This window comes from Treponema sp. UBA6852 (genome assembly GCA_002449305.1).
GTDB lineage: Bacteria > Spirochaetota > Spirochaetia > Treponematales > Treponemataceae > Treponema_D.
The window spans coordinates 62,497-75,965 of record DKDI01000034.1 but is presented as its reverse complement, the minus strand read 5'-3'; the positions used below and the strand labels follow the sequence as shown (position 1 = coordinate 75,965).

Genomic DNA, 13,469 nt, shown 5'->3' with positions numbered 1-13,469 from the left:
AAATTAATTTAACGGGAGAATGAGAAATGAAACCTGTATTGTTGGTTCTTGCAGCTGGAATGGGAAGTCGTTACGGTGGAGTTAAGCAGATTGATTCTGTAGGTCAGCATGGCGAGTGTCTTTTGGACTTTGCGACTTTTGACGCTAAAAAGAGCGGCTTTGGAAAAGTTGTATTTGTAATCCGTCCTGATATTGAAAAAGATTTTAGGGAACGTCTTTTTGACAGAGTTGCCCGCAACTTTGATGCTGAGTATGTTTTTCAGACACATGATTCTCTTTTGACTGCTGGCGAGGCGGAAAAATCTTCTGCGCGCACAAAGCCTTGGGGAACAATTCATGCTGTTCTTTGCGCTGAAGAAAAAATAAATGCTCCGTTTGCTGTAATAAATAGCGATGATTATTATGGCAGAGAGGCGTTTGCAACTTTGGGAAAATATCTTGGGGGTATAAGCCCTGATTCTCCTGAGCACGCAATGGTTGGCTATGTTCTTGGAAACACTATGAGCAAAAGCGGTTCTGTTAGCCGTGGAGTTTGTTCTGTAAAGGACGGCTATCTTGAGTCAATTGTTGAAAATACGAAAATCAGCTACAAAGGCGATGGAATTATAAGTGAGCTTGACGGCAAGGAAATTCCATTCACAGGAAAAGAATGGGTAAGCATGAATTTCTTTGGGTTCAGTTTAAAGGCGTTTGAGCGGTTCCATAAGTATTGGGATGATTTTAAAGCTTCTTCAATTGACGAGCTTAAGGCGGAAGCTTTACTGCCTGTTGCTGCTAGCGACATCGTAAAGAACGGTGAAGGCAGTATAAAATTCTTTACTTCCTCTGAAAAGTGGTTTGGAATGACTTATCCAGAAGACCGTGAGATTGTAAAGCAGGAAATTGCAAAGAAAATTAAAGACGGATATTATCCTGCAAAACTTTGGGAGAATTAAATGAAAAAACTGAACGCTATAAAGTCTGAAAAAATTTGGGGCTACGAAAACTGGATTGCTTCTACTCATAAAAATGGATTCCAAAAGGATTTCTTTGAAATGTGCGGCGGCGATTATCCTCTTTTGGTAAAAGTTATTCAAGCCGACAAGACTTTGAGCGTTCAGGTTCACCCTGATGATGAAAAAGCTGCTCTTTATGAACATTGCCGTGGAAAAACTGAATGCTGGTATGTTCTTTCAGCAAAAGAAGATACAGAACTTGTCTACGGACTGAATGGAGTCTATAACGCGAGTGAGCTTAGAAAGGCTATTGAAGCGAATTCTTTGCAGGATTGTCTGCGCTATGAAAAAGTTAAGGCTGGAGATTTTATTTATATTCCGGCTGGTACTGTCCATGCAATCTGCGGTGGTTTGCGTCTTTTGGAAGTTCAGCAGTCAAGCGATATTACTTACCGATTGTACGACTGGGGACGCGGAAGAGAGTGTCATGTAGAAAAAGGAATTGCCTGCATAAAAGACAGCAGCGTAAGAAAAATTGCGCCTTTTCCAGGTTCCTTTTCTTGTCCGTATTTTTCTCTTGAAGAAATCAATGTTGAAGATTTTTATTCTTCAAAAATAGAAAATGCTTGCGGCAAAAAAAATCCCCATGATATAGTTCTTGGCTTTGTAATTGAAGGAAGCGGAACTGTAAACGGACTTCCTGCAAATGCGGAAGATATTTTTGCATTTGAGCCTGGAGAATCCGTTGAAATAAAAGGTCATTTAAATCTTATGAAAATTTCTGCAAAGTAGCTTATTAATTTTTACATTTTGATTTTATGTTTGACTTTGATAATTTTTCAGCCACTCTTTAAGCGGAACTGTCCATTCATTGGAATGCTGGCTTTTCTCTATTAAATTTTTGTACATTTCCTTTATGTAACTTGTGATTTCTTTTGAATCGGATTTTTCAATATAAATAGAATTTTTGAACATCGAATCAATAAAATCAATAGACATTTCTTCTGTTAAAAGTTCTGGCGCAGTTTTTGTTACCATATATATTGCTGCTGAAATACAGTTTACGCTATGCTGCTTCATGTATAAGACTGATTCAGCAATTTCTATTCCGTGAGTGTAAAGCTCACTGTTCCACTGTTCTTTTTCTGGTTCTGTAAATTCTTCACGCTCAAAAAGCATTTTATAAAATCCGATTGTAAGAACGACTATTGCAATATGCAGGCTTGGCACGCAAAGATAATGCGGATCCCAAAACTGAATGCCTTTGGATGCTTTTGTTGTTGGCTTTGGGCGCACTGTCGTTGTGAGGCAGTGTGAATAAATTTTATACGCTTCCTTGTAAATCATAATCATGTACTGGACATATTCTGCGCTGAGCTTGATTCCTTCAAAACTTCCGTAGCGTTTCATTGTCATGCACATAGGACGAATCCAGTAATTTACAAAGTCAAGGTAGCATTGTGCGAATTCTGGTTTGAATGGAATTTTTGAATCCAGTTTATGGTCTACTCTTTTTACTGGAATGTGTATTATATGGAATTTTTCAAGATACTGAACTATAAAGAATTTTTGTATTACGTTTAAAATAAAAACTGCAAAATACTTAAGACCTGTCCAGTGAAAAGTGAACATCGCATAAGCATACAGAACGTTAAAACTTTTTAAAGTTCTTCCTAGTGTCTTTTTGATTTTCTTTTGCTCTGGCTTTTTAGCGTTTTTAATTTTGAATTTGTATTTTAGATTTTTCTTTTTCATTTTCCAAAAACTTCCTTTGCAGCTGATACAGTTTCCATTGCGTCCTTTGCATAGAAGTCAGCTCCGATTTTTTTTGCATAGTCTGGTGTTAAAACTGCGCCGCCTACTACAATTTTGCATTCCAAATTATTTTCTTTTAACGCTTTATGAAGCTGGTTTATTGTTTCTTCCATATTAGCGACCGTTGTAGTCATTAGCGCACTTAAACCTACAAGCCGGATTTTGTTTTCTATAACTGTTTTTACAACTGTTTCTGCCGGAACATTTTTTCCTAGGTCGATTACTTTGTATCCATAATTTTCAAGCATTGCCTTGACAATGTTTTTTCCAATATCATGAATATCTCCAAAGACAGTTGCAATTGCTATAGTTCCTTTTTCTTCTTGTTCTTTTCCTGAAGCTGCAAGCGTTTCTTTTATTTTAAGAAATGAATTGCCCACAGTTTCTGCACTAAGCAAAAGCTGCGGAAGAAATTTTTTTCCAATTTCAAAGTCTTTTCCTACGTTGTCAAGAGCTGGAACTATGCAGTTATCGATTATTTTTACAGGGGCATTTTTTTCAAGAAGCCTTGCAGTTGCATCTGCCGCCTTATCCTTGAAACCTTTTTCAATTATCTGAATAAGCTCTTTTTCTTCCGTGTTTTTTTCTGTATTGCTAGTTTCAGTTAAAGTGTTTTTTTTTTCTCCTTCTTTTTGGGGAGATGCGATTGGCGTTCCGTTTATCTGAATGGAAATTGTTCCGTCATTAACTGCATCCAAGATAATTTTCTGCCGGAATTTTTCAGTTGTAGAATCAATAGTTCCTGTGTAAGTCTGAATGTAGTCAAGGCAGTTTTCATCAAAGCAGCCAAGTGCTCTGTAAGCTCTATATGTGTCCATCATAGGAGTGCTTGCAGGATTTATAATTGCTGCGCTAAGTCCTGCTTCAAGTGCAAGCATAAAAAATCTTGAATTAATAATATCTCTTCTTGGAAGTCCAAATGAAATATTAGAAACTCCAAGCACAAACTGGATTCCTTCTTTTCCGAATTTCGCTTTTAAGATTCTGATTGCTTTTACAGTTTCAAGTGATGCCTTCTGTTCTGAGCTTACAGTCAGTGTGAGTGTGTCAATAAAAATATCTCTTATGGGGATTTCGTATTTAGCGGCTTCATGAATTATTTTTTCAGCGACTTTTACTCTTCCTTCCGCAGTCGGGGAAATTCCGTCCTCGTCTATGCAAAGTGCGACAACAGCTCCGCCGTAATGTTTTATTAGAGGAAAAACTTTGTCCATGACTTCTTGCTTGCCGTTGACGCTGTTTACAAGAGCTTTTCCGTTGTAATATCGCAATGCGTATTCCAGAACATCACTTTCGCTTGAATCAATTTGCAGCGGCGTATTGAAAACTTTTTGAACTGACTTTACAGCTTGAAGCATCATTTCTTTTTCGTTTATGCCAGGAAGTCCAACGTTTACATCAAGAATGTGCGCACCTGAATTTATCTGGCTGTCTGCTTCATCAATTATAAACTGCATATCGTTATTTTGAAGCGCTTCCTTGCATTTCTTTTTTCCAGTTGGATTTATGCGCTCACCGATAATTACAGGACCTACTGTTCCACCAGCTTGAACGGTTTTGTTGTAAGAACAGATAAATGACTGGAATTTTTCTTTGCTTGCCTTCAGTTTTTTTTCTGAAAGTTTTTCTGCCATTGTTTTTATATGGTCTGGGGTTGTTCCGCAGCAGCCTCCAAAAATTGAAACTCCAGAGTCAAGAATTTTTTCTTGCGCGTTTGAAAATTCTTCTGGAGTTACTTTGAACACATCTTTTCCATTTATGACTTCTGGAAGTCCTGCGTTTGGCTGAGAAAGAACTGGAATGTGCGAATATTTGCAGAATTGATTTGCAATCTCAATGTCTTCTTCAAGGCTTCCTCCGCAATTAAAACCAAGAACATCAACGTGCAAAGATTCAAGATAAGTTACGCACGTAAGAACGTCTGCTCCTGTTAAGGTTCTGAAGTTAGACTGGAACGTCATTGTTGTTATAACTGGAAGCTTTGTGTTTTCTTTGATTGCAAGGACTGCGGCTTTTACTTCATAAAGGTCGCTCATCGTTTCGATTATTGCAAGGTCTGCGCCTGATTTTTCTGCGGCAATTGCAGCAGCCTTATATGAATTGTATGCTTCATCAAATGTAAGAGGTCCGTTTGGCTCAAGTAGTTTTCCAATCTGTCCTGAATCCCATGCGGTAAAGCAGATTGTGTTTTCATTTTGCTTTTTGCATTCAGCGATTGCTTCTTTTACGAGAGCAATTCCTTTTTCAATAAATTCTTGTGCTGAATGAGATGCATTCTCAAGCTTGATAGGATTTGCTCCGAATGTGTTTGTTGTGCAAATGTTGCTTCCGGCCATTATATATTTTTTGTGAATTTCTTTTATTGCTTCTGGATTATAAAAATTCAAGTCTTCCGGAATAGAGTAGGAAAGACCTGGAATTTTTTGAATCATTGTTCCCATTCCGCCGTCAAAGAAAATGGGTTCACGTTTTTGCATTTTATTAAATAGGAAATTTTTAAATTCGCTCAAGACAAACTCCTTTTGTTAGCTGTTTGTTGCGGAAATAATTTTATCAACGTTTTTGTAAATTTCTTGAGCAACAGAAGGCTTGTTCATTGTGTAAATATGAATGCCCCTTACTCCGTTTGAAATAAGGTCTATAATCTGGTCTGTTGCATAGGCAATTCCGGCCTGGCGCATTGCCTCTGGATTTTCAGAAAAGCGGTCGCAAATTGAAAGGAGTTTTGCTGGAATATATGCGGATGAAAGTTTTACCATTTTTGAAACTTGATTGCTGTTTGTAATCGGCATAATTCCTGCAAAAACCGGGACATGAATTCCTTTTGACTGGATTTGGTAAAGATAGCTGTAGAGCATATTGTTGTCAAAAAACATTTGTGTTGTAAGAAAGTCAACGCCAGCATCTATTTTGTATTTTAAGTTGTCTATATCTTCTTGCCTGTTATGGCTTTCTGGGTGTCCTTCTGGGTAGCAGGCTCCTCCAACACAAAAGCCTTCGTCCTTTAAAATCTTTGCAAGAACATTTGCATGCTCAAGTTCCTTGCTTAGTGGATTTGAAATTCCTTGCGGAATATCTCCGCGCAACGCAAGAACATTTTCAATTTTGTTTTTCTTCATTTGAGAAATTATGTTTTTAGCTTCGTCAATTGTATTTCCAACGCAAGTAAGGTGCGCAAGAACTGGTGTTCCAAATGATAAAATCTTAGAGGCTATTTCAACTGTGTTTTCTCTTGTTGTTCCTCCAGCTCCATAAGTTACGCTTATAAAATCAGGATTTAGGTTGCAAAGTTCTTTTGCCGCATTGACTGTGTTTTCAAAATTAGCTTGTTGTTTTGGTGGAAAAACTTCAAATGATAGAAGCGTCTTTTTTTGTTCAAGAATTTTAGATATTGTCATTTGTTTCCTCGGTTTTCTATTCTATAGAATTGCGCTTGCCTTTTCAATTTCATCAAGACGTTTTAATTTTTCATCATCGATTTTTATAAACAAGTTTTTTTCCTGAGTTGGAAGTACAAGCCCTTTTTGCCCGTTTTTTGCACGACGTAAAAATTTTACTTGGGTATAGTATAAGTCTGCCTGTTTGTTTTTTCTTGCTTTTGAATGGTAGACTGCAAGGTTTCCTGCGTAAAGAAGAATTTCAAGTGGAATGGTTTTATTTTTCTGTGCTTTTATAAAAACATATCCGCCGGCATAATCTCTTGTATGCAGCCACATATCTTGGCCTTTTACAGTGTGTCTTAAAAGATCGTCATTCTCAGAAGAATTTCTTCCAACGATTATTGTCCAACCGTCAATTTCATAGTGAAGTCCTGGATGTTTTTTTTGAATCTGCTGTTTTGGCTTTGTGTCATGTCTAAGAAGCTGCTCGATTTTTAAAGTGTTTTTTTCTGAAATTATCCGGTTGTATTCTTCGTCTAGCGAAGCAATTGTTTTTTTTGAAAGTTCAATGTCATTCTCAAGAGACTCTGTTCCAGATACGGCTTTTTTATATTGCTCATAGTAAGACGCGGCATTTTCCTGTGGACTTAGTTTTTCGTTCAGCCTGATGTGAATTTGTTCGCCTGTGTTGTAGTCCGTGCAATCCAAGTAAGAGCCTTTTATTTGACTTGCGAACGAAAGAATTAAGTCTCCTATGTGTTTTAGTTTTTCTGCATTTTCAAATTCTGTTTTTTTTTCTATAAGATGCTGAAGCGCATTTTCCATTTTGCTTCTTTTTACATTGTACCATTTTTCAGCTTGAATAAGGAGATTTTCTCTTGAAAGTTTTCCAGCGCATTCTGTGTAATATAGATTGATTTTTTCATTGAACGAAAGATTTTCTTTGCCTTTGAAAAAATCGTTATCATTAAATGTTCTTATAGAAAATTTTTGAAGTGAAAGTTCTTTTTCTTCTTCAGTTGGAATTTTTTCTTGCGGAACAAAAACTCCGCCAGTGACTTCGCCTTTTGCTGGTCGGCGGTACAAGCAGTCAAGGATTTTTCCATTTTCATCTGTTACGATAATGTTTGCCGCGTTTGACCAAAGCCTGGCATAAATAAAAAGCCTGTCTTTCCAGGTTGAAACATCGAATTTTACAATTCTGTCAAGTCCTAGCTGTTTGCATGAATTGACTCTCATTCCTTGAACACGTGATTTTAAAAACTCATTGAATCTTAAAGGCTTTTCATTTTTTGGAGGCTTTGAATTTGTTTTGTTTATTCTGCATGATTGTGGCGATGTGCAAATTACAATATTGCAAGGCTCTGTTTTTCCGACAATTTTAAATGAAACTGTGTCGTATCCCGGTTGGATTATTTCTTGTATAAAAGAACCTTCAATGTTGAGTTCACTCAGTATTAAATTTATTTCATTGCAGTTTAAAGACATTTGCAAGAGTATATCAGATTTAAAATGGATAGTGAATTGGTATTTAAAAAAGCTAGTAGCTTTTCTTTTCCATTGATTTTAAATTATCTATAACTTTGTTAAGTCTTTTTAGCTCTCGATCCAAAGTTTTTTTATAATCCAAAGATCCTGAATTTATTCGTTCCCTTTCATCTTCCCAATTTTGCAATCCTGTCAAGAATAAAAATTTGAATTTTCCAACGTTTGCTTTTTCAGCCCAAAGAGATGCTTCCTGCCAGTAAATGTATCCTGTTTCATAGCAAGTTTTTGCTTTTTCAAGATTGCGCAAATATTCATCTTTCCAAGGAGCATCGTAAAAATATGCGACGTTTTTATCGTAAATTCGTCCAAGCCGCAAGTGCTGTTCTATTAATTTTAAATTTAAGTGCATTTGAAAAAGATAACGATATTTTTCCCATTGAAGTTCATTTTCAATTTTTGTGTATGCATAAAGCGGATTACAAAAATCTGCTTTAACTGCTTTTTCTAGCCAGTAAATATTTTCTATGCAGTCATCTGGTTGCTGCTGATAATGAACGTGGTAAAGCTTGTAAAAATCTTCTTTGTATTTAACCATATAAGCGCTGGTTTTCTCTGCTGAAAAAAGAAGCGCGATGAGAAACAAAAATAAAATCTTGGTTGCTTTAAAAAAAGACTTTTTCACCTTTTGAATATCGGAAAAAATGCCTGTTGTTTTTAGAATATTTTGCAAATTGAATTTATTTCTTTTTCAATTTTCTGGCTGATTTTTTCCTTGTCAAGTGTTGCGTCTATGCGGACTATTTTCATTCCTTTTCCGATTTTTGTTCCGTTGTATTCCGCAAGAACTTTTTCATACTCTTCTTTTGTCTTTTTTAAGAAATCTATTTTTTCATAAATTTCTTTTTGCCCTCTTGATGAAATTCTTTTTAGTGAAAGTTCAGGCTCGATGTCAAAAAAGAATAGAAGCCGCGGCAATGGAAAAAATTTATTAAGTGTCCGTGGAATTTTTGGAGAGCAATCTATACTTTGATATGCAAGGCTTGAAAATAGATAACGGTCGCTCACAACGATTTTTCCTTTTTCACAGGCTGATTTTATTCCTGTGATTAGTTTGTTTTCTTCTATTATAAGGTTTCCATTTATGTGCTCGTTTCTGTCTGCTGCAAAAATATATGCGGCAGTTTCGTTTGTAACCTGAATTTCGCCTTTTAGCATTTTGCGAAGAAATTTTCCAGTTTCTGATGATGTTGGCTCTGCTGTAAATAAAAATTCTGGAGATTTTGATTTTAAAATTTCAAGCTGAGTAGTTGTTCCTGCTCCGTCAATTCCCTCGAATACAATAAAATTTTCTAAGACCATATTAAACAGCTCCGTTGCCTAAATTCGGGCATTTCCTCAAATAATTTTTTCTGTTAAAATAGAAAAGAGATTTTTTATGAAATCTAAAGTGTTAAAGACAAGCATTGGCATTCTTATTTTTCTCTTGATAGCTGCGTCTTTTGTTGCTGCGATGAAACCTGTTTATAGCAAAGTTGACGGAGCAATCAGAAGTTATGAGAAAAAAGTTGTGCTGGAACTTGAAAAAAATACTGGCATGAAAATTTCATACAAATCTTTGTCTCCGTCCATTTTATCAAAAATCTGCATAAAAGGTATAGAGGTTTTGGATTCAAAAAGCGGACAGCAAATTATTTTTGTAAATAAAATTTATATTCATTTCAGCTTGTCCAAAATTTTAAAAGGTGATTTTGAAAATGCGTTTGAAAAACTTTTGCTAAAAGACGCTTCTGTTAATATTAAAAGCAAAAAATCTTCTGCAAAAATTGTTTCTGAAGAGAAAAATAATTCAGATGAAATTTCTTTTGAGAAAATTGAATCCTTGGTTAAAAAAATTGCTTTTGTTCTTCCTTTTGATGTTCAGGTAAAAAATTTTAAATTAAGTTTTACTGCGGAAAATAAAATTTTTTCTCTGGCAGTAAAGAATTTTTATTTTGGAAAGAACGAAACTGCTGTTGATGCTTGGTTAAAATCCGAAGGAAATTTTTTATTCTATTCTGGAGAAAAAAGTTTTGGCGCGACTTTTGGATTGAACGGAAGAATTTTAAATTCTATTTCTGGAAGTTCCTGCACTGTAAAACTTGACAATTATTCTAAGGCCGAAGTTTCTCTTAGGAAAGTTGAATTTCTTGCGGCTTATAAAAGTCCTAAGATTGAAATATTTTCTGTGCGCGAAGTTTTTCCTTTTTCCGCAATGTTTTCCTTTGATGTTAGCTCAAAAAAAATCTTAGCAAAGCTGAAGTCAAATTCTTTTGATCCGCTTAAAGTTGTTAGAACTCATAAACTTCACTCCGTTGTAAATTTTTTTAAAGGAACTATTTTTTCAACCGATTCAGAATTTTTATTTGATTTAAATTCTTTAAAATATAATTGGAAGTCAAAAACTTTTTTTTCCTTGCCAAAACGCTTTTCAAAAGGAACGCAGACTTTGAATGTTGAAGCTTCAGGAAACAATACTGATATAAACATAAAAAAAATTTCTGCAACTGGCGGAATCGTGCAAGGAACATTTGAAGGTTCTTTTTATATTCCAAAACTCCAACCTTCTGGATATTTAAATCTTGAGCATTACGCATTTTTTAATGGGAATAAAATTTCTGCTGAGATTTTTTTTGAGCCGCGAAAAAATAAAGGTTTTGATTTTTTTATTCCGCAATTGTATTTTGGAGATTATAGCTGCTTCACGGCTTTTCAAGGATATTCATCGCTTGGAATGTCTATTGAGCTTGCAATTGAAGCTAGCGATTATTCTCATCTTGAGTATGGTGAGCCTGGCAGAATAAATGCGAGCGGAAGTCTTCAGCTTGGAAAAAATATGTACTTGCAAGCTTCTGCTGAATTGAAAAATTTCTTTGTTGAAACAGGTGTTAAGACTGGGGCTTTTTTTACAGAAAAAAATGGAAAGAATGTTTTAGACAACGTTGTTAAAATTTCCGAGCCGTATATTTCAAATATTGAAGCTTATTTTGCAACAGATTTTAAAGATTACAATTACAATTCACCGCTTGCAATTTTTGCTAACACAAAAAAAGACAAAGAAGTTTTGCTTTTATCTGTTGATGGAACAGGCGGAAAAACTGGAACTTCTGTTCAAGTAAGTAAAGCTGATTTGATTTATGGAAAAAATTCATTGAGCGTATCTGGCGGACTTGATGTGGAGTTTCCAAAGCATCAGATGACATTTTCTTCAGATTTTAGTTTTAATTCGATTCCTTATGCGTTTAACGGACTTTTTGTTTTTGGAGACTGGCTGAACATTTCTGGGGACTACGGACTTGATGTCGCTGTTGACTTTAAGAATTTTATAGACGGTTCTTTGCGTTTTAAAGATTTGCCGGTTTCTGTAAATGATTTTACAGTTGCATTTTCTTTGGATTCAAATTTTTCTGTTTTGTCAAAAGATGACTGGAACTTTTTTATTGAAAATTTTTCTGCTTCTGAACTTTCTGGAAGATTCCGTTTGAAGCCAGAAATTGCTATAAAAGGCGAGGTGAATGAAAAAAGTTTCCTTGCTTCTAGCGTTATTTACAAAGATTCTTTTGCGCAGTTGGAAGGCGAAGGATATGCTTTCTGGAATATAAATGAAAAAACTTTTGACAGCTCAACTTTGTCGGTTCACCTGAAGGATCCAAAAAGTTCTGAAAAAATTTCTTTTCAGGCTGAGCTTACAAATCCTATGAAAGAAAGTTTTTCAATGGATAATTTAAAACGTGACTTTTATTTTTCAGCAGGTGCAAAAGTTGATTCGTTTCCTTTTAGCCGTTTCCTTTTGAGGCAAAACGAAAGCAATGTTTTAAATGCGGAATTGTCTGCAAGCGGTACTTTTGAAAATCCTTATTTGTCTGCAAAATTAATAGACTCTTCTGTTCTGCTTGGCGGTTCGAATTTAACGGTATCGGCAGAGGCTTCTTTAATAGAAAATATTTTTACAATTTCAGGCGCGGATGTTTCATGGAAGAATTTTCAGATAGATTCAGTTTCTTCAAATGTTGACTTTGAAACTTTTTCTGGAACTGCTTCATTAAAAGCTAAAGCTCATCTTGGAGAAAAGAAAATTGAATCGGGAATAGAACTTGCGCTTTCAAATCTTTCTGAAAATCCAGAAGGCTTTTTCCCGGAAGCCTATTCAGTTGAAACAACTTTTGCTTCTGTTGAAAGCGAGCTTATTACAGATTTTGTTCCATTTAAGTTTTCTGTAATCCGCTCTCCAGGAAGATTCGATGTTGTTACTGATGAAAATCTCGGTGCATTTGGAGAAATTCTTGATGATGGAAAAATCAATTTTTCTGTTGGCAAAGACAAGCCTTTTCATTTTGATTTGAATGGAAGTGTAAAAAAGCAAATTGTTGATCTTGACTTTGAAAATATATTTTGGGACGTTTCAAGATGCGCCCGCATTTTTAATACGAAACTTTTTTCTATTTATTCAGCAATTGTTGAAGGAAATTTAAATTTGTCTGGTGTCATAACAGATCCTGATATGGACGGACGGTTTGTTGTTTCAGATGTTGACTTTAATCTACCTCAGTTTGTTCCAGAGCATTTTACAACTGACGAAATGAATGTGGATTTTTCGCAGGAAGAAATTTCAATTCCAGAAACAAACTTTAAAATCAAAGACGGAATTCTTGCGACAAATGCGGTTGTTTCCTTGGACAGATGGTCGCTTGGAACTCTTGAGTTGAATCTTGCAACTTTGGAGGACGAGGATATTCCGATTGACTCAAAGGTTTCATACTTTAGAATAAAAGGCTACACTTCTGTAGATGCTTCTCTTGTTATGGAAGATCGCTCTGTAAGTTTGAATGGTTCTGTTGGTTTGCGGAATGCTGAGCTCTCAGTTTCCATGAATGCCTCTGACTTTACTCAAAAGAAAAAGCCCGCTGCGTCAAATGACATTGACTTTTCAATAAACTTGGATTTGATGATTGGAAAAAAAGTTCAGATTGCGATAAATCCATTGGTTAGAAGCCTTGTTGCTCCATCAACTCCGATTTCTGTAAATGCCGATACTGCGACTGGACTTTGGGGAATAAAGGGTGATATTGTTTTGCGCGGAGGGGAAGTTTCATATTTAAGCCGAAACTTTTATCTTAAGCAAGGTCAGCTTATTTTGGATGAAACTCAGAATAAATTTGATCCTGTTATAACTGTGCGCGCGGAAACTCGTGAGCACGACACAAACGGCGACCCTGTTACAATTACACTTTCCGCAGTCTCGCAAAATATTTCAAGGTTCAATGCGGTTCTTTCTTCGAGTCCTGCAAAATCTGAAAATGAAATTATGGAAATTTTGGGACAGATTGCTTCAGGCGATGCGTCTTCTGTCGGAAACTTTCTCGTTGCAGCAGGCGACTATGGAGTTCAGGTTACGCTTCTTAGAAAAATTGAAAGTGCATTGCGTGATTTGAGTAATTTTGATATATTTTCTGTCAGAACCACTATCCTGCAGAATTCAATTATGCAGGGACTTAATATGAACAGAGCTTCAGATAATAATTCTATAATTGGTAACTTATTTGACAATTCGACTGTTTATATTGGTAAATACTTCGGCGATGACATTTATGCTGATGCTTTGCTGCATTGGACTTATGACAAGACTAAAGTTGATTCTGGCGGAACTTCTGGCAGCGGTCTTGTTTTTCAGCCGGAAATCGGTTTGGAATTTGAAGCGCCTTTTGCCAACATAAGATGGAATTTTGCTCCTGACTTGGGCGAACTCCAGCAATCGTGGACACAGGCAACTTCTATTACACTGTCATGGCGTGTATCATTCTAACTATATAGAGGA

Annotated in this window: 9 protein-coding genes; 3 read left to right on the top strand and 6 right to left on the bottom strand. The window is 35.8% G+C overall.

All coding sequences use genetic code 11. The annotated features are described in order from the left end of the window. The first annotated feature begins 26 nt into the window (after positions 1-26). Both B3209_RS07250 and B3209_RS07245 read left to right on the top strand, forming a co-directional pair. Entirely contained in the window at positions 27-935 is a 909-nt protein-coding gene (locus tag B3209_RS07250; RefSeq protein WP_296662877.1) for a hypothetical protein, read from the top strand. After that, positions 936-1,727, top strand: a complete 792-nt coding sequence (locus B3209_RS07245; protein WP_296662881.1) for a type I phosphomannose isomerase catalytic subunit — start codon at positions 936-938, stop codon at positions 1,725-1,727. Positions 1,728-1,751: 24 nt separating this feature from the next. Here the strand turns inward: B3209_RS07245 and B3209_RS07240 are convergent, their stop codons facing one another. Genes B3209_RS07240 through tmk form a run of 6 tightly spaced genes read right to left on the bottom strand, consistent with a single transcriptional unit; the run spans position 1,752 to position 8,977 of the window. Then, positions 1,752-2,690, bottom strand: coding sequence for a hypothetical protein (locus B3209_RS07240; RefSeq protein WP_296662883.1), 939 nt, complete (start codon positions 2,688-2,690; stop codon positions 1,752-1,754). Beyond that, complete coding sequence (locus B3209_RS07235) at positions 2,687-5,260, bottom strand: homocysteine S-methyltransferase family protein (protein WP_296662886.1); 2,574 nt, start codon at positions 5,258-5,260, stop codon at positions 2,687-2,689. The genes B3209_RS07240 and B3209_RS07235 overlap by 4 nt, the downstream gene beginning before the upstream one ends. A 15-nt stretch (positions 5,261-5,275) precedes the next feature. Continuing rightward, positions 5,276-6,148, bottom strand: a complete 873-nt coding sequence (gene metF, locus B3209_RS07230) for a methylenetetrahydrofolate reductase [NAD(P)H] (protein WP_296662890.1) — start codon at positions 6,146-6,148, stop codon at positions 5,276-5,278. Between the two features lie 21 nt (positions 6,149-6,169). After that, positions 6,170-7,618 (bottom strand): NFACT family protein, encoded by a 1,449-nt coding sequence (locus B3209_RS07225; protein ID WP_296662893.1) that lies wholly within the window; start codon positions 7,616-7,618, stop codon positions 6,170-6,172. A gap of 52 nt (positions 7,619-7,670) precedes the next feature. Beyond that, complete coding sequence (locus tag B3209_RS07220; protein ID WP_374041745.1) at positions 7,671-8,300, bottom strand: hypothetical protein; 630 nt, start codon at positions 8,298-8,300, stop codon at positions 7,671-7,673. A 32-nt stretch (positions 8,301-8,332) separates the two neighbouring features. Next, the gene (gene tmk / locus B3209_RS07215; protein WP_296662895.1) at positions 8,333-8,977 is read right to left on the bottom strand and encodes a dTMP kinase; all 645 of its coding nucleotides are present in this window, start codon (positions 8,975-8,977) and stop codon (positions 8,333-8,335) included. Positions 8,978-9,053: 76 nt separating this feature from the next. Between tmk and B3209_RS07210 the strand changes: the two genes are divergently transcribed. Beyond that, positions 9,054-13,457 carry a translocation/assembly module TamB domain-containing protein gene (locus B3209_RS07210; RefSeq protein ID WP_296662897.1) on the top strand — a complete coding sequence of 1,468 codons (4,404 nt, stop codon included), beginning with the start codon at positions 9,054-9,056 and terminating at the stop codon, positions 13,455-13,457. Positions 13,458-13,469 lie beyond the last annotated feature (12 nt).